This is a genomic window from Streptomyces sp. NPDC040589, assembly GCF_055594445.1.
Genome location: NZ_JBVIWP010000003.1, coordinates 871,381 through 894,870 on the forward strand (window position 1 = coordinate 871,381; position 23,490 = coordinate 894,870).

Annotated in this window: 24 protein-coding genes; 12 read left to right on the plus strand and 12 right to left on the minus strand. The window is 69.2% G+C overall.

Features of this window, described 5'->3' with window-relative positions; all coding sequences use genetic code 11:
• The first annotated feature begins 258 nt into the window (after nt 1–258).
• Complete coding sequence (locus ACZ58V_RS16400; protein WP_468191199.1) at nt 259–753, plus strand: DUF3145 domain-containing protein; 495 nt, start codon at nt 259–261, stop codon at nt 751–753.
• 132 nt (nt 754–885) lie between these two features.
• On the opposite strand, the gene fabF is transcribed toward ACZ58V_RS16400, so the two are convergent.
• The 5 genes from fabF to fasR all read right to left on the minus strand — a co-directional run bounded on the left by fabF (nt 886) and on the right by fasR (nt 5,823).
• Nucleotides 886–2,157 carry a beta-ketoacyl-ACP synthase II gene (fabF, locus tag ACZ58V_RS16405; RefSeq protein WP_382830630.1) on the minus strand — a complete coding sequence of 424 codons (1,272 nt, stop codon included), beginning with the start codon at nt 2,155–2,157 and terminating at the stop codon, nt 886–888.
• An 85-nt stretch (nt 2,158–2,242) separates the two neighbouring features.
• Nucleotides 2,243–2,491 (minus strand): acyl carrier protein, encoded by a 249-nt coding sequence (locus tag ACZ58V_RS16410; RefSeq protein ID WP_003989952.1) that lies wholly within the window; start codon nt 2,489–2,491, stop codon nt 2,243–2,245.
• An 80-nt stretch (nt 2,492–2,571) separates the two neighbouring features.
• A complete protein-coding gene (locus tag ACZ58V_RS16415; RefSeq protein WP_468191195.1) occupies nt 2,572–3,573 on the minus strand; it encodes a beta-ketoacyl-ACP synthase 3 in 1,002 nt (333 codons plus the stop codon).
• 25 nt (nt 3,574–3,598) lie between these two features.
• Nucleotides 3,599–4,528 carry an ACP S-malonyltransferase gene (locus ACZ58V_RS16420; protein ID WP_471290530.1) on the minus strand — a complete coding sequence of 310 codons (930 nt, stop codon included), beginning with the start codon at nt 4,526–4,528 and terminating at the stop codon, nt 3,599–3,601.
• An 89-nt stretch (nt 4,529–4,617) separates the two neighbouring features.
• Complete coding sequence (fasR, locus tag ACZ58V_RS16425; RefSeq protein ID WP_468191190.1) at nt 4,618–5,823, minus strand: fatty acid biosynthesis transcriptional regulator FasR; 1,206 nt, start codon at nt 5,821–5,823, stop codon at nt 4,618–4,620.
• Between the two features lie 284 nt (nt 5,824–6,107).
• Between fasR and ACZ58V_RS16430 the strand changes: the two genes are divergently transcribed.
• Nucleotides 6,108–6,758 (plus strand): pirin family protein, encoded by a 651-nt coding sequence (locus ACZ58V_RS16430; protein WP_468191758.1) that lies wholly within the window; start codon nt 6,108–6,110, stop codon nt 6,756–6,758.
• Here the strand turns inward: ACZ58V_RS16430 and ACZ58V_RS16435 are convergent.
• Nucleotides 6,755–7,570 (minus strand): serine hydrolase domain-containing protein, encoded by an 816-nt coding sequence (locus ACZ58V_RS16435; protein WP_471290533.1) that lies wholly within the window; start codon nt 7,568–7,570, stop codon nt 6,755–6,757. The genes ACZ58V_RS16430 and ACZ58V_RS16435 overlap by 4 nt on opposite strands.
• An 18-nt stretch (nt 7,571–7,588) precedes the next feature.
• Nucleotides 7,589–8,059: a GNAT family N-acetyltransferase gene (locus tag ACZ58V_RS16440; RefSeq protein ID WP_471290535.1), complete on the minus strand. Its 471-nt coding sequence runs from the start codon at nt 8,057–8,059 to the stop codon at nt 7,589–7,591.
• A gap of 98 nt (nt 8,060–8,157) precedes the next feature.
• Between ACZ58V_RS16440 and ACZ58V_RS16445 the strand changes: the two genes are divergently transcribed.
• Nucleotides 8,158–8,622: a MerR family transcriptional regulator gene (locus ACZ58V_RS16445; protein WP_184592190.1), complete on the plus strand. Its 465-nt coding sequence runs from the start codon at nt 8,158–8,160 to the stop codon at nt 8,620–8,622.
• Nucleotides 8,619–9,632, plus strand: coding sequence for an aldo/keto reductase (locus ACZ58V_RS16450; protein WP_468191180.1), 1,014 nt, complete (start codon nt 8,619–8,621; stop codon nt 9,630–9,632). Before ACZ58V_RS16445 ends, ACZ58V_RS16450 begins: the two co-directional genes overlap by 4 nt.
• A gap of 84 nt (nt 9,633–9,716) precedes the next feature.
• Here the strand turns inward: ACZ58V_RS16450 and ACZ58V_RS16455 are convergent, their stop codons facing one another.
• The 3 genes from ACZ58V_RS16455 to ACZ58V_RS16465 all read right to left on the minus strand — a co-directional run bounded on the left by ACZ58V_RS16455 (nt 9,717) and on the right by ACZ58V_RS16465 (nt 12,558).
• A complete protein-coding gene (locus ACZ58V_RS16455) occupies nt 9,717–10,577 on the minus strand; it encodes a DUF4429 domain-containing protein (RefSeq protein WP_468191756.1) in 861 nt (286 codons plus the stop codon).
• A gap of 66 nt (nt 10,578–10,643) precedes the next feature.
• Nucleotides 10,644–11,852: an alpha/beta hydrolase gene (locus ACZ58V_RS16460; RefSeq protein WP_468191177.1), complete on the minus strand. Its 1,209-nt coding sequence runs from the start codon at nt 11,850–11,852 to the stop codon at nt 10,644–10,646.
• A gap of 73 nt (nt 11,853–11,925) precedes the next feature.
• The gene (locus ACZ58V_RS16465; RefSeq protein WP_468191175.1) at nt 11,926–12,558 is read right to left on the minus strand and encodes a TetR family transcriptional regulator; all 633 of its coding nucleotides are present in this window, start codon (nt 12,556–12,558) and stop codon (nt 11,926–11,928) included.
• A gap of 127 nt (nt 12,559–12,685) precedes the next feature.
• Between ACZ58V_RS16465 and ACZ58V_RS16470 the strand changes: the two genes are divergently transcribed.
• Nucleotides 12,686–14,311, plus strand: coding sequence for an MFS transporter (locus ACZ58V_RS16470; RefSeq protein WP_468191172.1), 1,626 nt, complete (start codon nt 12,686–12,688; stop codon nt 14,309–14,311).
• 243 nt (nt 14,312–14,554) lie between these two features.
• Nucleotides 14,555–14,866, plus strand: a complete 312-nt coding sequence (locus tag ACZ58V_RS16475; RefSeq protein WP_468191170.1) for a small hydrophobic protein — start codon at nt 14,555–14,557, stop codon at nt 14,864–14,866.
• A 63-nt stretch (nt 14,867–14,929) separates the two neighbouring features.
• Here ACZ58V_RS16475 and ACZ58V_RS16480 read toward each other — a convergent pair whose 3' ends face one another.
• Both ACZ58V_RS16480 and aceE read right to left on the minus strand, forming a co-directional pair.
• Nucleotides 14,930–15,664, minus strand: a complete 735-nt coding sequence (locus ACZ58V_RS16480; RefSeq protein ID WP_471290540.1) for a potassium channel family protein — start codon at nt 15,662–15,664, stop codon at nt 14,930–14,932.
• Between the two features lie 93 nt (nt 15,665–15,757).
• Nucleotides 15,758–18,505, minus strand: coding sequence for a pyruvate dehydrogenase (acetyl-transferring), homodimeric type (gene aceE / locus ACZ58V_RS16485; RefSeq protein ID WP_468191165.1), 2,748 nt, complete (start codon nt 18,503–18,505; stop codon nt 15,758–15,760).
• Nucleotides 18,506–18,931: 426 nt separating this feature from the next.
• Here aceE and ACZ58V_RS16490 point away from each other — a divergent pair, with 426 nt between their 5' ends.
• The 6 genes from ACZ58V_RS16490 (at nt 18,932) to ACZ58V_RS16515 (ending at nt 23,470) form a co-directional block, all read left to right on the plus strand.
• Nucleotides 18,932–19,369 carry a DUF3052 domain-containing protein gene (locus ACZ58V_RS16490; RefSeq protein WP_039932421.1) on the plus strand — a complete coding sequence of 146 codons (438 nt, stop codon included), beginning with the start codon at nt 18,932–18,934 and terminating at the stop codon, nt 19,367–19,369.
• A gap of 107 nt (nt 19,370–19,476) precedes the next feature.
• Nucleotides 19,477–19,935 (plus strand): peroxiredoxin, encoded by a 459-nt coding sequence (locus ACZ58V_RS16495; protein ID WP_399019679.1) that lies wholly within the window; start codon nt 19,477–19,479, stop codon nt 19,933–19,935.
• A 147-nt stretch (nt 19,936–20,082) separates the two neighbouring features.
• Nucleotides 20,083–20,658: a TerD family protein gene (locus ACZ58V_RS16500; RefSeq protein ID WP_184592174.1), complete on the plus strand. Its 576-nt coding sequence runs from the start codon at nt 20,083–20,085 to the stop codon at nt 20,656–20,658.
• A 95-nt stretch (nt 20,659–20,753) separates the two neighbouring features.
• A complete protein-coding gene (locus ACZ58V_RS16505; protein WP_468191158.1) occupies nt 20,754–21,329 on the plus strand; it encodes a TerD family protein in 576 nt (191 codons plus the stop codon).
• Between the two features lie 125 nt (nt 21,330–21,454).
• Nucleotides 21,455–22,600 carry a DUF475 domain-containing protein gene (locus ACZ58V_RS16510; protein WP_468191155.1) on the plus strand — a complete coding sequence of 382 codons (1,146 nt, stop codon included), beginning with the start codon at nt 21,455–21,457 and terminating at the stop codon, nt 22,598–22,600.
• Between the two features lie 129 nt (nt 22,601–22,729).
• Entirely contained in the window at nt 22,730–23,470 is a 741-nt protein-coding gene (locus tag ACZ58V_RS16515; protein WP_399019672.1) for a Tellurium resistance, read from the plus strand.
• Nucleotides 23,471–23,490 lie beyond the last annotated feature (20 nt).

Consider the following 23,490-nt stretch of genomic DNA (forward strand, 5'->3'; position numbering starts at 1 on the left):
CCTGATTCCATCCCCTCGCCGCGCCGTGACTGTCTCCCCACCCCATAACAACGCACGAGGGTTCCCGACCGATCAGGTGCAACGGCTCACACCCGTACAAGCGTCCCCTTGGGTGAATGACGAGCGATTCCCGGCACCGGGACCGACCGTACGTCACACTCCTCGCCCCACCGCACGGTAGCCTCGCCATCAACGTGACCCGCCCGGTCACAGCCGTTCCGCCCGTTCAAAGATGGTCCGCTCTGCCCGGAGGTTCCGGTGACGACACGTGGAGTTCTGTACATGCACTCCGCGCCGCGCGCGCTGTGCCCGCACGTCGAGTGGGCCATCGCCGGGGTGCTCGGCACACGCGTCAGCCTGGACTGGATCCGCCAGCCGGCCGCACCGGGCACCTGGCGCTCCGAGTTCTCCTGGCAGGGCCAGCCCGGCACGGCGTCGAAACTGGCGTCGGCCCTGCGGGGCTGGCGGCTGCTGCGCTTCGAGGTGACGGCCGAGCCCTGCTCCACCGCCGAGGGCGAGCGCTACAGCTGCACCCCCGACCTGGGCATCTTCCACGCCGTCACCGGCATCCACGGCGACATCCTCATCCCCGAGGACCGCCTCAGAGCAGCCCTGCAGCGCGCGCAGCGCGGCGAGACCGACCTGGAAGCCGAGCTCAACAAACTCCTCGGCAAGCCCTGGGACGACGAGTTGGAGCCGTTCCGGTACGCCGGCGAAGGCGCCCCGGTCCGCTGGCTCCACCAGGTGGTATGACGCCATTCTTTTAGGGGCGCGGGGAACTGCGCGAACAACCCCCACCGGCCCGCACCCGGCTCACAACGCTCCACAGAACGGCGAATGGCCCGACCCCCCTTCCGGGAGGCCGGGCCATCCAACACTCAGCGATCAAACCGTCCGGAACGCCAGCACCACGTTGTGCCCACCGAACCCGAACGAGTCGTTCAGCGCGGCGATACGCCCATCGACCGGCAGCTTCCGAGCCTCACCACGGACGACATCGGCATTCGCCTCGGCCTCCGGGTCCAGGTTCTCGACGTTGATGGTCGGCGGAGCCACCCGGTGGTACAGCGCGAGCACGGTCGCCACCGTCTCGACACCACCCGCGCCACCGAGCAGATGCCCGGTCATCGACTTCGTCGCGGACACCGCGAAGTGGTCGGCGTCGTCACCGAACACCTTCCGCAGCGCCTTCAACTCGGCGATGTCACCGGCCGGCGTCGACGTGGCATGCGCGTTGACATGCACGATCTCCGCCGGGTCCAGGTCGTTGCGCTCCAGCAGGTGCTGCAGGGCCTGCGAAATGCCACGCCCCTCCGGCTCCGGCTGCACGATGTCGTGGCTGTCGGCCGAGATGCCCTGGCCGACCGCCTCGGCGTACACCCGGGCACCGCGCTTGGCGGCGTGCTCGGCGGACTCCAGGACGACGACACCGGCGCCCTCACCGAGGACGAAGCCGTCACGGGCCACGTCGTAGGGACGCGACGCGCCCTGCGGGTCGTCGTTGTTCTTGGACATCGCCATCATGTTGCCGAACGCGGCGATCGGCAGCGGGTGGATCGCCGCCTCCGTGCCGCCCGCGACGACGACGTCGGCGCGGCCCGTGCGGATCATCTCGATGGCGTAGCCGATGGCCTCGGCGCCCGAGGCGCAGGCGGAGACCGGCGTGTGCACGCCCGCCCGGGCACCCACGGCCAACCCCACGTTGGCCGACGGGCTGTTGGGCATCAGCATGGGCACGGTGTGCGGGGAGACGCGGCGAACGCCCTTCTCCTTGAGCACGTCGTACTGGTCGAGCAGAGTCGTCACGCCGCCGATGCCGGAGGCGATGACAGCGCCGAGCCGGTCCGGGTCGACGTTCGGGTCCTCGTCGGCGCTCGCTTCGAAACCGGCGTCGGCCCAGGCCTCCTTGGCCGCGATCAGCGCGAACTGCGCCGAGCGGTCCAGGCGGCGGGCCTGCGGCCGGGGGATGACCTCGGTCGGCTCAACGGCGACCGGGGCCGCGATACGGACCGCCTGCTCGGCGGCCCACTCCTGCTCCAGGGGCTTGACGCCGGAACGTCCGGCGATCAGGCCCTCCCAGGTAGAGGCTGCGTCGCCACCCAGCGGTGTGGTTGCGCCGATACCGGTGACGACCACGGTGCGATTGGTCGGGCTCACGGGAATTCTTTCTCCAACGGATACGAGGATTAAGCGGCGCCACCGCCGGGTGGCGGGGCAGTCGGCCCAGGACCTGGTCGGTCGATCAGCCCTGGTGCTTGAGGATGTAGTCGGTCGCGTCGCCGACGGTCTTGAGGTTCTTGACGTCCTCGTCCGGGATCTTGACGTCGAAGCGCTCTTCGGCGGCGACGACGACCTCGACCATGGACAGCGAGTCGACGTCCAGGTCGTCGGTGAAGGACTTGTCCAGCTGGACGTCCTCAACCGGGATGCCGGCGATCTCGTTCACGATCTCGGCGAGACCGGCGACGATCTCTTCCTGAGTGGCGGCCATGTTGGCGCTCCTTCGTAGATATCCAGAGGGTGTGGCAGGGTTTCTTCCCGCACCGGACCGCATGATCCGGCACGGAGTGCCTAGGGGAGGGTAACGACAGTCGCGGCGTAGACGAGACCCGCCCCGAAGCCGATGACGAGCGCGGTGTCGCCGCTCTTCGCCTCACCGGTCGCCAGGAGCCGCTCCATAGCGAGCGGGATCGAGGCGGCCGAGGTGTTGCCGGTGGTGCGTACGTCACGTGCGACCGTGACGGACTCCGGCAGCTTGAGTGTCTTCACCATCGAGTCGATGATCCGCTCGTTGGCCTGGTGCGGAATGAAGACGTCCAGGTCGTCCGCGGAGATGCCGGCGGCGTCCAGCGCCTCCTTGGCGACCTTCGCCATCTCGAACACGGCCCAGCGGAACACCGCCTGGCCCTCCTGCGTGATGGCGGGGAACTTGGCGACCTCGCCGGAACGGTAGTCCGTCCACGGCACGGTCTGCTTGATCGTCTCGGACTTGTCGCCCTCGGAGCCCCAGACCGTGGGGCCGATGGCGGGCTCCTGGGCCGGGCCCACGACGACCGCGCCGGCGCCGTCGCCGAACAGGAAGGCCGTCGCGCGGTCCTCCAGGTCGGTCAGGTCGCTCAGCCGCTCCACGCCGATCACCAGGACGTACTCGGCGGAGCCCTCGACGATCATGCCCTTGGCGAGCGTGAGGCCGTAGCCGAAGCCCGCGCAGCCGGCCGAGATGTCGAAGGCGGCGGCCTTGTTCGTGCCGAGCTTGTCGGCGATCTCGGTGGCGACGGCCGGGGTCTGCTTGAAGTGCGAGACGGTCGAGACGACCACGCCGCCGATCTGCTCGGCGGAGATCCCGGCGTCGGCGATCGCCTTGCCGGAGGCCTCGACCGACATCGCGGCGACGGTCTCCTCGTCGTTGGCCCAGTGCCGGGTCTCGATGCCGGAGCGCGAGCGGATCCACTCGTCGGACGAGTCGATCGTCTCGAGGATCACCTCGTTCGGCACGACCCGGGTCGGGCGGTACCCGCCGACGCCGAGGATGCGCGCGTACGGGGCGCCCTTGCTGGGCTTGATCTTCGCCATGCGGACGGCTCCTTGGGGGCGGCGGTCAGGCGTGCTCGGCGATGAGCTCGCGAGCCGCGTCGAGGTCGGCGGGGGACTTCAGGGCCAGCGTCTTCACACCGGGCAGAGCACGCTTGGCGAGACCGGTGAGGGTACCGCCGGGGCACACCTCGATCAGGGCCGTGACGCCGAGCTCCTTGAAGGTCTCCATGCACAGGTCCCAGCGGACCGGGTTGGCGACCTGACCGACCAGACGGTCCAGCACCTCGGTGCCGGCGGCGACGGACCGCCCGTCCTTGTTCGAGACGTAGGTGACCTGCGGGTCGCCGGGCGTCAGGGCCTCGGCGGCCTTCGCCAGCGTGTCGACCGCGGGGGCCATGTGGTGGGTGTGGAAGGCGCCGGCGACCTTCAGCGCGACGACCTTGCGCACGCCCTCGGGCTTGTCCGCCTCCAGAGCGGCGAGCTGCTCCTTCGTACCGGCCGCGACGATCTGGCCCGCGCCGTTGATGTTCGCCGGGGTCAGGCCCAGCTTCTCCAGGTGCGGAACCGTCACTTCCGGGTCACCGCCGAGCAGGGCCGCCATGCCGGTCTCCGTGACGGCGGCGGCCTCGGCCATGGCGAGCCCGCGAGTGCGCACGAGGCGGACGGCCTCCTCGTGCGGGAGCACACCGGCCAGCGAGGCCGCGGTGAACTCGCCGACGCTGTGCCCGGCGATGGCGCCGACCTTGCGCGGCAGCTCGGCCGGGTCGTCGAACAGCGTGTAGGTGGACGCCAGTCCGGCCGCGACCAGCAGCGGCTGCGCCACCGCGGTGTCGCGGATCTCGTCCGCGTCTGCCTCGGTGCCGTAACGGATCAGGTCGAGGCCCGCGGCGTCGGACCATGCCTCGAGGGCACCGCGGACACCGGGGAAGTCGAGCCATGCGGACAGGAAGCCGGGCGTCTGGGCGCCCTGGCCGGGAGCGACGAGTACGAGCACTCTCACACTCTCTCTTGGGGACGGGCATGGCCGCCCGTGGGGACAGGGACGAAGAACACGAGGGGGTTTTGTCGGGCTCCGACAAAACCTTAGGGCTGGAGATCTCCATCGACCAGACGCCCCAGGATCAGAGCGATCCGCAGCGTGAAGGCAGAGCGTACATCGGAGGGTGACCAGCCGGTGACGTCAGTCACACGTCGAAGCCGGTAGCGGACGGTGTTGGGATGGACGAACAGCATGCGGGCCGCGCCCTCGAGACTGCTCGCCTGTTCGAGATACACACTGAGGGTCTCCAGGAGCGCGGCCCCGGCCTCCTCCAGTGGTCTGTAGATCTCCTCCACCAGTTGCTCACGGGCCGAGGGGTCACCGGCGATCGCGCGCTCCGGGAGCAGGTCGTCCGCCAGTACCGGGCGCGGGGCGTCCTGCCAGGCGGAACCCGCCTTCAGCCCCGCCGCCGCGGCCTGCGCGGACCGGGTCGCGGCCAGCAGGTCCGGCACCACCGGGCCCGCCACGACCGGGCCGGCCGCGTACGGGCCGATGAGCGACTTGGCGACGGCCAGCGGGTTGTCGCTGCCGCCCGCGATGACGACGAGGCGGTCCCCGAGCACACCGGTCAGCACCTGGAGCTTGGCGTGCCGGGCGGCGCGCCGGATCGCCTCCACGGTCAGTTCGGAGTCGCCGTCGGGAGCGGTGCCGAGCACCACGCACACGTGTTCGGGCGAGTTCCAGCCGAGGGCGGCTGCGCGGGACACGGCGCCCTCGTCGGCCTCGCCGCTGAGCACGGCGTTCACGACCAGGGACTCCAGCCGGGCGTCCCAGGCACCGCGTGCCTCGGCCGCCTGCGCGTACACCTGGGCGGTGGCGAAGGCGATCTCCCGGGCGTAGACGAGCAGCGCCTCGCGCAGCACGTTCTCGTCGCCGGGGGCCGCGACCTCGTCGATCGCGCTCTCCATGACCTCGATGGTGGTGCGCACCATCTCCACGGTCTGCCGCAGGGTGATCGCCCGGGTCAGCTCGCGCGGCGCGGTTCCGAACACGTCGGTGGAGATGGCCTGCGGGGCGTCCGGATGCCGGAACCACTCGGTGAAGGCGGCGATACCCGCCTGTGCGACCAGACCGATCCAGGAACGGTTCTCCGGTGGCATGGCCCGGTACCAGGGCAGCGTCTCGTCCATCCGCGCGATGGCCTGCGCGGCGAGCGATCCGGAGGACTCCACCAGCCGCTTCAGCGTCGCGGCATGCGGGTGGGCGTCGTGTGCTGGGGCTGCGTTCTTGCTGGTTTCGGGTTCGGGCACGGGGACAAGACTGCCTTATCCGGACGGGAGGGTGCGTCGGCGGGTCAGGCCCTACCCGGCGGGTCAGGTCGCAGACGCGGGGTCTGGCACGCCCATCTGCCGCGTTGTCGTCAGTCCCCGACTCCCCCACGCCCGGCTTCGCTCGCGCGGGCGGTGCCCCATCGCGTCGACTCCCTCCTCCGCCTTGCAGCTGGACGCGCCGGACCCCGCTCACCTGCGTCGATCGGCCGCTGCGTCTTCACTGTGACCTGACCCGCCGGGCAGGGCCTACGGTGGACAGCGTGATGGACGTACGGCGCGCTCACGAGCGCTACCCCGGTGGGGAACCCGCCGCGGGGATCGAGACCTGGCACGCCTTCTCCTTCGGGCCCCACTACGACCCGGACAACCTCCGCTTCGGCGCGGTGATCGCCTGCAACGAGGAGCGGTTGGCCCCGGGGGCCGGCTTCGACGAGCATCCGCACAGCCACACCGAGATCGTCACCTGGGTCGTGGAGGGCGAGCTGACGCACCGGGACTCCACCGGGCACGAGTCGGTGGTGCGCCACGGGGACGTGCAGCGGCTCAGCTCGGCGGGTGGGGTACGTCACGTGGAGCGCAACGACGGCCCCGGCCCGCTGACCTTCGTGCAGATGTGGCTGGCCCCGCTCCGGCCCGGCGGCGACCCGTACTACGAGGTCGTCCACGGCATCGCCGACTCGACGCCCTACGCCGTCCCGGAGGCCGGCGCGATGCTGCACGTGCGGCGCCTCGGGGCGGGGGAGCGGACGGCGGTGCCGGACGGGGCGCACGCGTACGTGCATGTCGTACGGGGTGACGTACGCCTCGACGGCGAGGAACTGGGCGTGGGCGACGCGGCCCGCGTCACGGACGCCAAGGGCCTTGAGGCGGAAGGCGTGACCGAGGCGGAGCTGCTGATCTGGGAGATGGCCTAGAGCTCCGCGAGCACGGCGTCCGTGAACGCCGGCCACGCCTCCACCGCCCACGGCCCGAACGCACGGTCCGTCAGCGCGACGCACGCGGCACGCGCGTCGGGGTCGATCCACAGGAACGTACCGGACTGCCCGAAATGCCCGAACGTGCGCGGTGAGGACGAGGACCCCGTCCAGTGCGCCGACTTGGAGTCGCGGATCTCGAAGCCGAGCCCCCAGTCGTTGGGGTTCTGGTGGCCGTACCCCGGCAGGACGCCCTTCGTGCCCGGGTAGTGCACGGTCATCGCCTCGGCGACCGTACGGGGATCCAGCAGGCGCGGTGCCTGCACCTCGGCCGCGAACCGCAGCAGGTCCTCGACCGTGGACACCCCGTCCTTGGCCGGGGAGCCCTCCAGGGCCGTCGAGGTCATCCCCAGCGGCTCCAGCACGGCCTGCCGCAGGTACTCCCCGAAGGGGATGTCGGTCGCCTTCGCGAGGTGGTCGCCCAACTGCTCGAAACCGGCGTTCGAGTACAGCCGCCGCTCCCCGGGCGGCGCCATGACCTTGTGCTCGTCGAAGGCGAGGCCCGAGGTGTGAGCGAGCAGATGCCGCACCGTCGACCCGGCCGGACCGGCCGGCTCGTCGAGCTCGACCGCCCCCTCCTCGTACGCGACGAGCACCGCGTACGCCGCGAGCGGCTTGGTCACCGACGCGAGCGGGAACCGCTGCCCGGCCGGCCCGTGAGTGCCGAGGACGCTGCCGTCCGCCCGGACGACACCCGCCGCGGCAGTGGGAACCGGCCAGTTCTCGATCAACGCGAGGCTCTTGAGCGACATGCGTTCGAGCCTAAGCGCTCACAACGTCAGCTCCAGCAAGGGGTCGGGCTTGGGCCTGAAGCCCAGGGAGACGTACAGCGGCTCGGCCTCCGGTGAGGCGGTGAGTTGTACGCGCCGGGCGCCGCGTGTGCGGAACCACTCCAGCAGGGTCCGCATGCACGCGCGTGCGTACCCGCGGCGCCGGGTGTCCGGGTCGGTGGCGACGCTGAAGACGAAGCCCACCTTGCCCTGCGGGTCGCCCGACTTCCCGATGCGGTAGTCGATCGTCCCGGCCACCAGCGAGGCCAGCGCCCCGGGCCGCTCAGGGTGGTCCACGACGAACGCCACGAAGTCCGACTCCGGCTTGCCCAGTTCGGCCTTGAGTGTGGGGAGGGACTCCCCGTGCCAGCGGGTGGACGGGTCGCTCGCGAACATCGAGTCGATCATGATTTGGCGCAGCCGCAGGACTTCCTCGGCGTCCTCGGGCAGGGCACGACGTACAGAACTCATGACTCCGTACGCTAACCAGACGGATCAAGAAACGTCCTGCCCATTTCTTACCGTCCGCGCTTGCTTGGAGTGCACTCCAAGGTTCTAGCGTGGGGGCCATGACGGTGATGGAAACCACGGGGACCAGGACCGACACCTGCGCCGGCCCTCCGCAGTACGACCGGCGCCCGGACGGTGAGGACAGGTACACGATCAGCGAGGTCGTCGCCTTCACCGGCCTGACCGCGCACACCCTGCGCTGGTATGAGCGCATCGGCCTGATGCCGCACATCGACCGGTCCCACACCGGCCAGCGCCGCTACACCAACCGCGACCTCGACTGGCTCGACCTCGTCGGCAAGCTCCGCCTGACGGGCATGCCGGTCGCCGACATGGTCAGGTACGCGGAACTGGTGCGCGAGGGCGACCACACCTACGGCGAGCGCTTCGAACTGCTCAAGACGACCCGCGAGGACGTCCTGGCCAGGATCGACGAACTCCGCGACACGCTCGCCGTGCTCGACCGGAAGATCAGTTTCTACGCGGACGCCGGGCGTGCCCTGGCGTCGGAGAGGTCCCGATGACGGACGGCAGGATCACGACGGCGAAGCTGGGCGACGACGGCCCCGAGGTGGGCGTCCAGGGCCTCGGCTGCATGGGCATGAACTTCGGCTACGGCCCCTCGGACACGGACGCCTCCCGGGCGACCCTGGAACGGGCACTCGAACTCGGCGTCACCCTCTACGACACGGCCGACGCCTACGGGGCCGGCGAGAACGAGCGGTTCCTGTCGCCGTTCTTCAAGGCCCACCGCGACGAGCTCGTCATCGCGACCAAGTTCGCCCTGTCGATCCCCCCGGACGACCCGACGCGCCGCGTCATCCGCAACGACCCGCCCTACATCCGTGAGGCCGTCGAGGCGAGTCTGAAGCGCCTGGACGTCGATGTCATCGACCTCTACTACATGCACCGGCGCGATGTGAACGTGCCGATCGAGGAGAGCGTCGGCACCATGGCCGAACTGGTCCGCGAGGGCAAGGTCAAGCACCTCGGCCTGAGCGAGGTCACGGCCGGCGAACTCCACGCCGCCCACGCCGTCCACCCCATCGCCGCCGTGCAGTCGGAGTGGTCGCTCTTCAGCCGCGACATCGAGACGAACGTCGTCCCGGCGGCCCGCGACCTCGGTGTGACCCTCGTCGCGTACTCGCCGCTGGGCCGAGGCTTCCTCACGGGCTCCTTCGCCAGCGCCGAGGACCTGTCGTCGGGCGACTTCCGACGCCAGCAGCCCCGCTTCACCGGGGACAACGCCGCCGCCAACGGGGCCCTGCTGGAGCCCATCCGCACGGTCGCCGAGGCCCACGGCGCGTCCGTCGGCCAGATCGCCCTGGCCTGGGCCCACCAGCAGTCGTCCCTCCACCGCCTGCCGGTCATCCCGATCCCGGGCACCCGCAAGCCGTCCAGGGTGGAGGAGAACACGGCGGCGACCAGGATCGTCCTCACCGACGACGAGCTGGCCCTCCTGGACCCGATCGCGGCCAAGGTGGCAGGCAACCGCTACGCGGACATGGCGTTCACGTCAGCAGGCCGCGAGTAGAGGGACCTGCTCTCAGGGGCGCGGGGAACTGCGCGAACAACCACGCACAACCCGCGCCCACCAACGCACCGAACCTGGCAGACGCTAAAGCTCCGCCAGCAACTCCGCCTTTTTGACCGAAAACTCCTCATCTGTCACCAGCCCGGCCTGATGCAACTCCCCGAGGTGCCGAATCCGCTCGGCGATATCCGCAGGATCCCGACGCGGCCCAGCCGCCGACACGGCCGCCGCCACCGGACTGGACGTCCGCACCGCGGCCAGCACCGCCGCAGCGAACGGCAGTGACTCGTGCACCGGCCCGTACCCCAGCCCGAACACCACCGCGGCCGGATCCTGGTCGGCCTGCGCGGCCGACCCGCCCGTGTCCCGGTGCAGCAACCGCAGATGTCCTTCGAACACCTCGGGCGAGCGCCACTCGACCCCGTTCAGCTCCCCGACGGGGAAGTTCTGGTCCCCGGCCTTCCACTTCGCCGACGACGCCCCCGTCCAGAACCAACGGAAGTTGACGGTCCGCCCGTCGAACGAGGCCTTGCCGTCGTACGCCTTGAACGACAGCGGCCCCTTCGGCGGCTCCACGAGGAACCGCTCAGCGGGCCCGGACTCCGTCAGCAGCGCCCGCAGTTCGTCGGCGTAGTACTCCGCGAGAACCTCGCGGTCGGCGGGCATCACCAGCCGGTAGGGATCGCCGCTCTCCTTCAGCTGCCCGGCGGCCGCCTCCATCAGAGGGTCCGCACCGGGCCGCGGTTCGACGCGCAGCACGACCGTGCCGCGTTTCCCGCGCGTCAGCGTCACCCCGGCGATCGCGTCCAGGGGGACACGGCGTTCCCCGAGCGCCTGAAAGAGCTTGGGTGTTCGAATCCCCCGTTCGTAGCGGATGAGCACGGAGTCGGACTCGAACTCCCAGGCGGCATGAAATCCGGCCAGTACGTCACCCATGCGGCTCATCGTATGCGGCACACGCTCCTCCGTCCCCCTCCCGAGCAGACCGCAATTTCTTCGTCTCTACGCGCGTCAGGCGGCCGCCGTGCCGGACAAACCGGTCCGGCAGACGCCGTCTTCGTGCGCGCAGTGCACCGAGCGGTATGCGCCAACGCCGATCTCTGCGAAATTCATCAGACTTGCCGTGCCCGGCTCGAAGTAGCCGGCGTGACCCTTCGCGCCCTGCGCCGACAGCACCCGCGCACCGAACCCCGCGGACACCGGGTCGGCCCCGTGGCCGAGCCCGCCGACCTCCAGGTGCGGCACGTCCTGGATCCAGTCGTCGGCGTCCCGCATGGCCCACACCCGGGCGGTGGTGTGCAGTTGGGCGGCCTTCTCGACGCGCATGCCGGGGCTGCCGGCCACCGCGATGTCGGACACCCGGGCCGGCAGCGATCGCGCCGCGACCCCGCACACCACGGAGCCGTAGCTGTGGCAGAACAGCGAGACCGGCTTGTCGCCGGGCAGCGCCCGCACCAGCGCGTTCAGTCGTACGGAACCCTCCGCGGCGCGCATCGCCGTGGCCGAGTCGATGCCGAGTCCGCTGGGGGCCGTGTAGTCGGCCCAGGCGATCACGGCCGTACGGGTCGAGGGGCTCGCCTTCCGTTCGGCCGTGTGCAGGGACTCGGCCATGCCGACGGGCGCCGAGTACTTGCGCCGGGTGCGCTGGAAGGTGAGCAGGTCGGTGTCCACGCCGGGCACGACGACCGAGACCCGGTCCGCCCTGCGCAGATCGCCGAAGACCTCCGCCACCCGGCCCGAGCCCTCCGGGTCGAAGGCGAGGATGTGGCGGCCCGGCTCCATGAGGTCCTCGAAGCGGTGCATCCTTCGGCCGGCCTCTTGCTTCCCGACCGCGGTGAGGCGGCTGTCGTGCATGCGTTCCCGCTCGACCTCGCGTGCCTGGTCGAGCGCGACGCGGTTGGCGCGATAGCGCAGCTCGACCGGGGCGCCGTTCATGTTGCCGACCGCGAGCGGATACTTGCGGACCAGGCGCGCGCGGTCCTGCGCGGTGAGGGAGGCGAAGAAGCGGGCCAGCTTCTTCGGCTGGGCCTCGGGGTCCGGCAGTCCGTGACCGCCGATCCGGCCGTGCTCCCAAGCGGAGAGCGAGGCCTGGAGCGGCGTGTCGCCCCGCTGGTTGCGCAGGGCCGTCCAGCCGGTGGTCGCCAGCATCACGAACACGACGGCCAGAGCGAGCAGTGCGCGCCAGACGTTCAATTGCGGGGAGGTGTCGAAGGAAGTCACTGAAAGGACACACTAGGAGAACGAGAGGGTCTCGCGTTAACCAAGTGACCGGGATCACGTTTCGGTGAATGCGCTAAGGGGACTGTCCTGTACGCCAGTTCCCGGCCAGCGCCGGACCCACCTGATCCAGGTATGTCGTGGTCAGTTGGCGCATTCCCGCGAGGCTGAGTTCGTCCCCCGCGGACCACAGTCGCTCGGTGACACGAATCACGCCGCCGAAGAGGGCCACGACGATCCTCGGCCGCGGATCCGCGTCCACGTCCAGCCCCTCGCGTTCGGCGATGATGCGCGCGAGCTGCTCCTCCAGTTCCGCCGACCGTCGCAGATGGGCGGCGAACAGCGCGGGCGTCGACTCGATCACCCGGTAGACGCGCAGATGGAGGTCGATCGGCACGATCTCCTCGACGGCCTCGCTGATCGTGTCCCAGCTCTCCAGCACGGCCCGGCGCAGCGCCTCCAGCGGGGCCTCGTCCGGCGGGCGCACCTGCAGGGCCTGGACGACGAGACCCTCCGCGAGCCGCGGCACGAAGAACGCCGTCTCCTCCTTGCCGGCGAAGTAGCGGAAGAAGGTGCGCTGCGAGACGTCGACGGCGGCGGCGATGTCGTCGACGGTGGTCTCGTCGTACCCGCGCGTGGCGAACAGTTCGAGGGCGGCGCGCAGCAGCGCGTCCCGGGTGCGCTGCTTCTTGCGTTCACGCAGGTTCAAGCGGCTCTCTCTCCTCCGACTCTCCTCCGAACTGTTTCCGCAGTTCAGGCTATATGAGGGTGTCCTGTCAGTTACCGACTTGTGAATTGGTTTGTCAATTGTCAGCGGCTGTCATTAGCCTCGACGCATGACTAGTCAGACCACCATCGACACGACGGGGTCGGGGGGCAAGGCGCCGGCGGCGCCGTCGGACGCGACGCCGGGCAAGGGGCTGCGGGGACACCCCTGGCTCACCCTCATCACCGTCGCTGTGGGGGTCATGATGGTGGCCCTCGACGGCACCATCGTGGCCATAGCCAACCCGGCCATACAGAAGGACCTCGGCGCCACCTTCGCCGAGGTCCAGTGGATCACCAACGGATACTTCCTCGCCCTCGCGGTCTCCCTGATCACCGCGGGCAAGCTCGGTGACCGCTTCGGCCACCGGCAGACCTTCCTCATCGGCGTCGTCGGCTTCGCCGCCGCCTCGGGCGCCATCGGCCTGTCCGACAGCATCGCGTTCGTCGTCGTCTTCCGCGTCCTTCAGGGCCTGTTCGGCGCGCTGCTGATGCCGGCCGCGCTCGGCCTGCTGCGGGCCTCCTTCCCGGCCGAGAAGCTGAACATGGCGATCGGCATCTGGGGCATGGTCATCGGCGCGTCCACCGCGGGCGGCCCGATCCTCGGCGGTGTGCTCGTCGAGCACGTCAACTGGCAGTCGGTGTTCTTCATCAACGTGCCGGTCGGTGTCCTCGCCGTCGTCCTCGGCGTGGTGATCCTGCTCGACCACCGCGCCGAGAACGCCCCGCGCTCCTTCGACATCCTGGGCATCGCCCTGCTGTCGACGGCCGTGTTCTGCCTGGTGTGGGCGCTCATCAAGGCCCCGCCGTCCGAGTGGGGCTGGGGCGACGTCAAGACGCTGTCGTTCCTCGGTGCCTCCGTGCTGTGCTTCGTGCTCTTCGCCTTCTGGGAGACGAAGGTGAAGGAGCCGCTGATCCCGCTCGCGCTGTTCCGTTCCGTGGCGCTGTCCGCGGGTGTCGTGCTGATGGTCCTGATGGCCATCGCCTTCATGGGCGGCCTGTTCTTCGTGACGTTCTACCTCCAGAACGTGCACGGCATGAGCCCGATCGACGCGGGCCTGCATCTGCTGCCGCTCACCGGCATGATGATCGTCGGCTCGCCGCTCGCCGGCGCGATGATCACCAAGTTCGGTCCCCGTGTCCCGCTCGCCGGCGGTATGGCGTTCACCGCGATCGCCATGTACGGGATGTCGACCCTGGAGACGGACACCGGCAGCGGCATCATGTCGCTCTGGTTCGCCCTGCTGGGCTTCGGCCTCGCGCCGGTCATGGTCGGCGCCACGGAGGTCATCGTCGGCAACGCCCCGATGGAGCTCTCGGGCGTGGCGGGCGGTCTTCAGCAGGCCGCCATGCAGATCGGTGGCAGCCTCGGTACGGCCGTGCTGGGTGCGGTGATGGCCTCCAAGGTCAACAGCGACCTCCCGGACAACTGGACGAAGGCGGGCCTTCCGCCGCTGACGCCGGAGCAGGAGCACCAGGCGTCCGAGGCGGTCCAGGTCGGTGTCCCGCCGCTGGCGCCGGGTACGCCGGACGCGATCGCCGCGAAGATCACGGGCGTCGCGCACGACACGTTCATCTCCGGCATGAGCGCGGCGTCCCTCGTGGCCGCCGGGGTCGCCGTGGTCGCGGTGCTGGTGGCGTTCCTCACCAAGCGCGGTGAGAACGCGGAGGCCGGCGCGGGCGCCGCGCACATCTGACGGCCTCTCGGGGGGTTCTTCTCCAATTTCGCCCATCAGGGTGGAGAAACCCCTTGATCTCTCCCCTCCGGTACGCGCCGCAGGTCACAGTGGGTCAAGTCCTCCGCAGGGCACGGGGGACGGTCGCTGCGGCGCGCTGCCGGAGGGGGGCAGCGCGCGGCAGCGCGATTGAAATCCGTACCGTGGGTACTCGCCACGCCGTACTCGGACCAACCCCAACCCACCCAAGGTTTTCGGGAGTTGATGATGGCGAGCTTCGGACACGGTACGCGCAGGCACCCCCGCTCACGTGGTCGGACGTGGTCACGGACCGGGCCGGATCGCGCGACGCTCGGCATCATCGGAGTCATCTGCGCGGTCGCCGGTTTCTTCGTGCTGGGGATCATCCTCGGCCCCGCGGCGATCGTCTGCGGCTGGCTCGCCATGGGCCGCGCCTGGTCGGGCTCCCGCCCGGCCACGGCCGTGGTCGCCCTGGTCCTGGGTGCCATCGACACCCTCCTGGCCATCATCTGGCTGGCCGGAACGGCGACTCCGGGCAACGGCTTGCTGTTCTGACCCGGGGAAGCGACGGGAAAGCGAAAAGGGCCTCCGGCGCCGAGCCGGCGGCCCTTTCGGGTCTCACTCCACCGGCGTCCCCTTGAGCGCCGCCAACTCCCCCCTTAGCGCCCGCACCTCCTCGGTGAGTTCCCGTATCGCCTCCGTCTGCCGGCGCTCCTCCACGTCGTCCTTCTCGAACCGCGCTATGAACCACGCCGCGATGTTCGCCGTCACCACACCCAGCAGCGCGATCCCGGAGAGCATCAGCCCCACCGCCAGCATCCGCCCCATGCCCGTGGTCGGCGCGTGATCCCCGTATCCGACGGTTGTCATCGTCGTGAAGGACCACCACACCGCGTCACCCAGCGTCCTGATGTTCCCGTCCGGCGAGTCCCGCTCCACGGACAGCACCGCCAGCGACCCGAACATCAGCAGCCCGACCACCGCGCCGGCGACATACGTGGTGAGCCTTATCTGCGAGGCCATCCGCGCCCGCTGCCCGACCAGCAGCAGTGTCGACACCAGCCGCAGCAGCCGCATCGGCTGGAGCACCGGCAGCAGCACCGCGCACAGATCGAGCCAGTGCGTCCGTACGAACCTCAGCCGTTGCTCCGCGAGCGCCAGCCGGATCACGTAGTCGAGCGCGAAGGCGCCCCACACCACCCACTCCACCGTGGTGCACACCTCCACCACGTCCCGGCTCGCGTCCGGCCGGACGATCGGCACGGCGTAGGCGACGGCGAAGGCCAGGGCCAGGCCGAAGAGGGGCCGCTGGGTGTGCTGTTCCCAACGGAGTTGGGCCGACTGATGCTGCATGGCCGCATCGTAGGAAACGTGAAGGGGTGGTGTGCCCACGGTGTACCCGTGATGCGCACCACCCCTTGACAGGGTGCGACAGGTTTCCGGGTGCTACGCGTCGCCGCCCGCGGCCCCCGGGTCGGCCGCCGCCACGTCGAGCAGCTGGTACCGGTCGATGGCCTGCTTGAGCACCGACCGGTCGACCTTGCCCGCGCGGGCCAGCTCGGTCAGCACCGCCACCACGATCGACTGCGCGTCGATGTGGAAGAACCGGCGGGCCGCGCCCCGCGTGTCGGCGAAGCCGAAGCCGTCCGCGCCGAGCGACTGGTACGTCTGCGGCACCCAGCGCGCGATCTGGTCCGGAACCGACCGCATCCAGTCGGACACGGCCACGACCGGCCCCTGCGCGTCGGCCAGCTTCCGCGTCACGTACGGCACCCGCTGCTCCTCCTCGGGGTGCAGCAGGTTGTGCCGCTCGCAGTCCACGGCCTCGCGCCGCAGCTCGTTCCAGGAGGTCGCCGACCAGACGTCGGCCTTGACGTTCCAGTCCGCGGCCAGGATCTTCTGCGCCTCGACCGCCCACGGCACCGCGACACCGGACGCCATGATCTGCGCCGGGATCGAGCCCTCCGTGCCCTCGCTGAAGCGGTGGACGCCCTTGAGGATGCCCTCGACGTCCACGTTCGCCGGCTCGGCCGGGTGCTGGATCGGCTCGTTGTAGACGGTCAGGTAGTAGAAGACGTCCTCGCCGTGCGGGTGCTCCTCGGAGCCGCCGTACATCCGGCGCAGGCCGTCCTGCACGATGTGGGCGATCTCGAAGCCGAACGCCGGGTCGTACGCCACACAGCCGGGGTTCGTGGAGGCCAGCAGCTGGGAGTGGCCGTCGGCGTGCTGGAGGCCCTCACCGGTCAGGGTCGTACGGCCCGCGGTCGCGCCCAGGACGAAACCGCGCGCCAGCTGGTCGGCCATCTGCCAGAACTGGTCGCCGGTGCGCTGGAAACCGAACATCGAGTAGAAGACGTAGACCGGGATCAGCGGCTCGCCGTGGGTGGCGTAGGCCGAACCGGCCGCGATCAGCGAGGCCGTGCAGCCCGCCTCCGAGATGCCGTCGTGCAGCATCTGGCCGTTCGGCGACTCCTTGTAGGCGAGCAGCAGGTCACGGTCGACCGACTCGTACTGCTGGCCGAGCGGGTTGTAGATCTTCGCACTCGGGAAGAACGAGTCCATGCCGAACGTGCGGTACTCGTCCGGCGCGATCAGCACGAACCGCTTGCCGATCTCCTTGTCCCGCATGAGGTCCTTGAGGAGCCGGACAAAGGCCATCGTCGTCGCGATGGACTGCTGGCCCGAGCCCTTCTTCACGGTCGCGTACGTCTTGTCCTCGGGGAGAGGCAGAGGCTTGGACCGCACGACACGCGTCGGGACGTAACCGCCGAGTCCCTTGCGGCGGTCGTGCATGTACTGGATCTCCTCCGAGTCCCGGCCCGGGTGGTAGTACGGCGGGGCGCCGGACTCCAGCTCCTTGTCCGAGATCGGCAGGTGGAGGCGGTCGCGGAAGCGCTTGAGGTCGTCGACCGTGAGCTTCTTCATCTGGTGCGTGGCGTTGCGGCCCTCGAAGTTCGGGCCCAGCGTCCAGCCCTTGATCGTCTTGGCGAGGATCACCGTCGGCTGGCCCTTGTGCTCCGCCGCCGCCTTGTACGCCGCGAAGATCTTCTTGTGGTCGTGACCGCCGCGCCCCAGGTGCAGGACCTGGTCGTCGGTCATGCCCTCGACCATCGCCCGCAGCCGGTGGTCGTCGCCGAAGAAGTGGTCGCGGATGTACGCGCCGGTCTCCGTGGCGTACGTCTGGAACTGTCCGTCGGGCGTGGTGTTCATCCGGTTGACCAGCACGCCGTCGCGGTCCTGGGCGAGCAGCGGGTCCCAGCTGCGGTCCCACACCAGCTTGATCACGTTCCAGCCGGCGCCGCGGAAGATCGACTCCAGTTCCTGGATGATCTTGCCGTTGCCGCGCACCGGGCCGTCGAGGCGCTGCAGGTTGCAGTTGACGACGAACGTGAGGTTGTCCAGGCCCTCGCGGGCGGCGATGGACAGCTGGCCCAGCGACTCCGGCTCGTCCATCTCGCCGTCGCCGAGGAACGCCCACACCTGCGACTTCGAGGTGTCGGCGATCCCGCGCGCGTGCATGTAGCGGTTCATCCGCGCCTGGTAGATCGCGCCGATCGGGCCGAGGCCCATCGACACCGTCGGGAACTCCCAGAAGTCCGGCATCAGGCGCGGGTGCGGGTACGACGACAGGCCGTAGGGCGCCTTGGACTTCTCCTGGCGGAAGCCGTCCAGGTGCTCCTCGCTGAGCCGGTCCAGCATGAAGGCGCGGGCGTAGATGCCCGGCGAGGCGTGGCCCTGGAAGAAGACCTGGTCGCCGCCGTCGCCCTCGTCCTTGCCGCGGAAGAAGTGGTTGAAGCCGACGTCGTAGAGGGAGGCGGAGGACGCGAACGTGGCGATGTGGCCGCCGACGCCGATACCAGGGCGCTGGGCCCTGGACACCATGACGGCCGCGTTCCAGCGGGTCGCGTTGAGGATCTTCCGCTCGATCTCCTCGTTGCCCGGGAAGAACGGCTCACTCTTGGTCGGGATGGTGTTCACGTAGTCCGTGCTGCGCATCTCCGGCACGGCCACGCGCTTCTCGCGGGCCCGCTCGATCAGCCGCAGCATCAGATAGCGGGCGCGTTCCCGGCCGCGCTCGTCGACAGCGGCGTCGAGGGAGTCGAGCCACTCCTGCGTCTCTTCGGGGTCGAAGTCAGGAACCTGACTCGGAAGGCCGCCAATGATGATCGGGTTGCGATCGGATGCGGAAGCCACGCTGTTCCTTACCTGTCGGAGGGCCGTGCCGGGGCCGCTGCTTCGCTGGGGTCGCTGGGCGATGTCGCTGGGCTGCGCCGCCACCCATGGTCTACCTCGGGGCCGTAAACGTCATCTCTACCGATCGGTAACCCGGGCGTGAGCTCGGCTCTGCGTCGACTCTGTGACGTATGGGGCGAATACATTCGAGTCTCGTACCCACAGACGATTCCCAAACGCCCAAACAGGGCAGAAAGGTGTGGTGTGCGTCACCTCGGACCATGATGGTGTGCCTGGAGTTGCGGTGACACGGCCAGGATCGTCACCGTTTCGGCGGTCTGAACGGCCGGGTACTTGCGCGATCCGCCCCGCCCGTGTGGACTACGGCCAATGCTTCGCGCACGCGCGTGGCTGAGACATTCCCAAAACATGATCAGGAGGCAACCCGTGAGCGCGACCGCGGACCACGCGGAGGAGCGGACGAACCCTGCCGCCAGGCTGGGGTTCCAGCCCGGGCAGGTGGTCCAGGAGATCGGCTACGACGACGACGTGGACCAGGAACTCCGCGAGGCCATCGAAGGCATTGTGGAGAGCGACCTGGTGGACGAGGACTACGACGACGTGGCCGACGCCGTTGTGCTGTGGTTCCGTGACGACGACGGCGACCTGACGGACTCGCTGGTCGATGCCACCACGTACATCGAAGAGGGCGGCGCGATCCTGCTCCTCACGCCGAAGACCGGCCGTTCGGGCTATGTGGAGCCGAGCGACATCTCGGAGGCCGCCACCACGGCGGGTCTGACGGCGTCCAAGAGCGTCAGCGTCGGAAAGGACTGGAGCGGCAGCCGGCTGGCCACGCCGAAGGCCGCCAAGTCCAAGCGTTAGTCGTTCGGACGGGGCGGGTCGACGCTGTCGGCCCGCCCATCGGCCTGTCCCGGTGCCTGCGTAGGGTGGTTCCACCCGAGAAGCCGCACGAAGGGACACCCACCACGATGGCGATCCAGGCCGGCGAGAAGGCCCCCGACTTCGAGCTCAAGGACAACCACGGCGCGAGCGTGAAGCTGTCCGACTTCCGCGGCGAGAAGAACGTCGTGCTGCTCTTCTACCCCTTCGCCTTCACCGGCGTGTGCACCGGCGAGCTGTGCGAGCTGCGCGACAACCTGCCGCAGTTCTCCGACCGCGACACCCAGCTGCTCGCCGTCTCCAACGACTCCATCCACACCCTGCGGGTCTTCGCCGAGCAGGAGGGCCTGGAGTACCCGCTGCTGTCGGACTTCTGGCCGCACGGCAACGTCTCGCGGGCCTACGGCGTCTTCGACGAGGACAAGGGCTGCGCCGTACGCGGCACCTTCGTCATCGACAAGGAGGGCGTCGTGCGGTGGACCGTCGTCAACGGCCTGCCGGACGCGCGCGACCTGAACGACTACGTGAAGGCGCTCGACTCCCTGTGACGCCGGTCGGGCGGCATACGCCCGACACCCGCTGAATTCCCTGCTTCAGGGCCTGGGTGGGGCGGGAACCCGTCACTAGGATCGACTCGTTGATCCGACATCCGAGCACAACGGGGCATCCCGCCCCAGAACACCAATGGAGGACTCGTGGGAGTCAGCCTCAGCAAGGGCGGCAACGTATCGCTTAGCAAGGAGGCGCCGGGCCTGACCGCGGTCATCATCGGTCTGGGGTGGGACATCCGCACCACGACCGGCACCGACTTCGACCTGGACGCCAGTGCGCTGCTGCTGAACAACTCCGGCAAGGTCGGCAACGACCAGCACTTCATCTTCTTCAACAACCTCAAGACCCCGGACGGCTCGGTCGAGCACACCGGCGACAACCTCACCGGTGAGGGCGAGGGCGACGACGAGCAGATCAAGGTCGACCTCGCCACCGTCCCGGCCGACGTCGAGAAGATCGTCTTCCCGGTCTCGATCTACGACGCCGAGACCCGCCAGCAGTCCTTCGGCCAGGTCCGCAACGCGTTCATCCGCGTCGTGAACCAGGCCGGCGGCACCGAGATCGCCCGGTACGACCTGAGCGAGGACGCCTCCACCGAGACCGCCATGGTCTTCGGTGAGCTCTACCGGCACGGTGCGGAGTGGAAGTTCCGCGCCATCGGCCAGGGCTACGCCTCGGGCCTGCGCGGCATCGCGCAGGACTTCGGCGTGAACGTCTGAGCCGACGAGCTCAAGGTCTCACCATCCGGCGCCGCACGGTTTACGTGCGGCGCCGGACGTGCAGGACCACCTGAGAAACAACAGGGGAGGGAACCATGGGCGTCACGCTCGCCAAGGGAGGCAATGTCTCCCTGTCCAAAGCCGCACCGAACCTCACCCAGGTGATGATCGGGCTCGGCTGGGACGCGCGCTCCACCACCGGAGCCCCCTTCGACCTCGACGCCAGCGCCCTGGTGTGCAGCGACGGGCGGGTGCTCGGGGACGAGTGGTTCGTGTTCTACAACCAGCTCAAGAGCCCGGACGGCTCGGTGGAGCACACCGGTGACAACCTCACCGGTGAGGGCGACGGCGACGACGAGTCGCTCCTGATCGACCTCTCCAAGGTGCCGCCGCGGTGCGACAAGATCGTGTTCCCCGTCTCCATCCACATGGCCGACGAGCGCGGCCAGGCCTTCGGCCAGGTCAGCAACGCCTTCATCCGTGTCGTGAACCAGGCGGACGGCCAGGAACTCGCCCGCTACGACCTGAGCGAGGACGCCTCCACGGAGACCGCGATGATCTTCGGCGAGGTCTATCGCTACCAGGGCGAATGGAAGTTCAGGGCGGTGGGGCAGGGGTACGCGTCGGGGCTGCGGGGGATCGCGCTGGACTTCGGAGTCAACATCTCATAACGCGATATGAGCAAAATCAGGGGCCCGGTGGGGTATGGAGGGGGCCGGACTAGACTTCGGCTTCAAAAGTTCGTAAAGCCGGGTACGGCGCGGGGGAGCCCCGTACACACACGATTGGGTAGCCAGTGGTTCTGAAAACCTTCGGGTGGTCGTTCGCGGTCACCGCGCTCGGCCTGGTCGCGGCGGTTCTCTACGGAGGGTGGGCCGCGTTCGGCGTCGTAGCGATCCTGTCCGTCCTCGAGATCTCGCTGTCCTTCGACAACGCGGTGGTCAACGCCGGGATCCTGAAGAAGATGAATGCCTTCTGGCAGAAGATCTTCCTCACGATCGGCATCCTGATCGCCGTCTTCGGCATGCGACTGGTTTTCCCCGTCGTGATCGTCGCGCTCAGCGCCCAGCTCGGACCGATCGAGGCCGTCGACCTCGCGCTCACCGACAAGGACCAGTACCAGCAGTACGTCACCGACGCCCACCCGTCGATCGCCGCCTTCGGTGGCATGTTCCTGCTGATGATCTTCCTGGACTTCATCTTCGAGGACCGGGACATCAAGTGGCTCGGCTGGCTGGAGCGTCCGCTGGCCAAGCTCGGCAAGGTCGACATGCTGTCGGTCTGCATCGCCCTGATCGTCCTGCTGATCTCCTCGATCACCTTCGGCGCCAACGCCCACCAGCACGGTGGCACCCACGCCGACAAGGCGGAGACCGTCCTGCTCTCCGGTGTCGCGGGTCTGATCACCTACATGATCGTCGGCGGCCTCTCCGGCTACTTCGAGGACAAGCTCGAAGAGGAGGAGGAGCGCGAGCACGAGGCCGAGGAGAAGGCCGCCCGTGAGGGCAAGCCCAAGTCGGCGGTGAAACTGGCCGGCAAGGCCGCGTTCTTCATGTTCCTCTACCTCGAGGTCCTGGACGCGTCCTTCTCCTTCGACGGCGTGATCGGCGCCTTCGCCATCACCAACGACATCGTCCTGATGGCCCTCGGCCTCGGCATCGGCGCCATGTACGTCCGGTCGCTGACCGTCTACCTGGTCCGCGAGGGCACCCTCGACGACTACGTCTACCTGGAGCACGGCGCCCACTACGCCATCGGCGCGCTCGCCATGGTCCTCCTCGTCACCATCCAGTACGAGATCAACGAGTTCATCACCGGCTCCATCGGCGTCGTCCTGATCGGCGCCTCCTTCTGGTCCTCCGTGCGCCGCAACCGCGCCATCGCGGCGGCCGAGGGAAAAGCCGGCTCGGACGAGAAGACTGAGGTCTCGTCCGGGGTGTGACACCCCTCGGGGTGAGGAACGCTCTGTGCGGGGCGGCTGCCGAGGCGAGTCCTCGGCGCCGCCCCGTCGGCCGTCAAGGCCGTGGGTCGTGCGATGACCTGCGGTCTCCAAGTGAACGTGGGGGGCGGAATGGGCCTGTTCGACGGACTTCGGCGCGGGCGCGATGTGCAGTTCGACTCGGGCCACGCGGCAACGAACGCGATCGAACTGACCAAGCGGCGCGCACAGATATCACTCACCAAGCAGGACGCGGCCAACGGCCATCTGCGCGTCAACCTGAGCTGGCGGATGCGCACGTCCGACATCGGCGGCCCGCAGCGCGAGAGCCTGCTGCGGCACCCCTTCCGGGCCCTCAAGCCACCGGAGGTCGTCGGCCACAGCCAGAGCATGGTCAACGTCGACCTCGACCTGGGCTGCCTCTACGAGCTCCAGGACGGCACCAAGGGCGTCGTCCAGCCCCTCGGCGGCTACTTCGGCGACGTCAACGCCCCGCCGTACGTCAAACTCAGCGGCGACGACCGCTTCGGCTCCGGGTCCGGCGAGACGATGTACATCAACCTCGACCACCGCGAGAACATCAAGCGGCTCCTGGTCTTCGTCTACATCTACGACCAGACACCCGCCTTCGACCGCACCCACGCCAGCGTCACCCTCTACCCGAGCAGCGGCCCGCGCATCGAGATCCACCTCGACGAACGCCAGCCGCAGGCGCGCTCCTGCGCCGTCGTCATGATCGAAAAGATCAAGAACGACGAGATCATCGTGCGCCGCGAGGCGAAATTCGTCTACGGCTTCCAGGCCGAGCTGGACCGGCTGTACGGGTGGGGCCTGCAGTGGGGCCGGGGCTACAAGACGAAGGTCGAGCGCTGAGGGCCCTGGCGGGCGCGGGC

What these genes read in the sequence shown, in the direction of transcription:
- ACZ58V_RS16410 (WP_003989952.1), bottom strand. Translation starts at nt 2,491, where the DNA reads ATGGCCGCCACTCAGGAAGAGATCGTCGCCGGTCTCGCCGAGATCGTG.
- ACZ58V_RS16415 (WP_468191195.1), bottom strand. Translation starts at nt 3,573, where the DNA reads ATGGCGAAGATCAAGCCCAGCAAGGGCGCCCCGTACGCGCGCATCCTC.
- ACZ58V_RS16430 (WP_468191758.1), top strand. Translation starts at nt 6,108, where the DNA reads ATGGACGTACGGCGCGCTCACGAGCGCTACCCCGGTGGGGAACCCGCC.
- ACZ58V_RS16435 (WP_471290533.1), bottom strand. Translation starts at nt 7,570, where the DNA reads ATGTCGCTCAAGAGCCTCGCGTTGATCGAGAACTGGCCGGTTCCCACT.
- ACZ58V_RS16440 (WP_471290535.1), bottom strand. Translation starts at nt 8,059, where the DNA reads ATGAGTTCTGTACGTCGTGCCCTGCCCGAGGACGCCGAGGAAGTCCTG.
- ACZ58V_RS16445 (WP_184592190.1), top strand. Translation starts at nt 8,158, where the DNA reads ATGACGGTGATGGAAACCACGGGGACCAGGACCGACACCTGCGCCGGC.
- ACZ58V_RS16450 (WP_468191180.1), top strand. Translation starts at nt 8,619, where the DNA reads ATGACGGACGGCAGGATCACGACGGCGAAGCTGGGCGACGACGGCCCC.
- ACZ58V_RS16455 (WP_468191756.1), bottom strand. Translation starts at nt 10,577, where the DNA reads ATGAGCCGCATGGGTGACGTACTGGCCGGATTTCATGCCGCCTGGGAG.
- ACZ58V_RS16470 (WP_468191172.1), top strand. Translation starts at nt 12,686, where the DNA reads ATGACTAGTCAGACCACCATCGACACGACGGGGTCGGGGGGCAAGGCG.
- ACZ58V_RS16475 (WP_468191170.1), top strand. Translation starts at nt 14,555, where the DNA reads ATGATGGCGAGCTTCGGACACGGTACGCGCAGGCACCCCCGCTCACGT.
- ACZ58V_RS16480 (WP_471290540.1), bottom strand. Translation starts at nt 15,664, where the DNA reads ATGCAGCATCAGTCGGCCCAACTCCGTTGGGAACAGCACACCCAGCGG.
- ACZ58V_RS16495 (WP_399019679.1), top strand. Translation starts at nt 19,477, where the DNA reads ATGGCGATCCAGGCCGGCGAGAAGGCCCCCGACTTCGAGCTCAAGGAC.
- ACZ58V_RS16505 (WP_468191158.1), top strand. Translation starts at nt 20,754, where the DNA reads ATGGGCGTCACGCTCGCCAAGGGAGGCAATGTCTCCCTGTCCAAAGCC.
- ACZ58V_RS16515 (WP_399019672.1), top strand. Translation starts at nt 22,730, where the DNA reads ATGGGCCTGTTCGACGGACTTCGGCGCGGGCGCGATGTGCAGTTCGAC.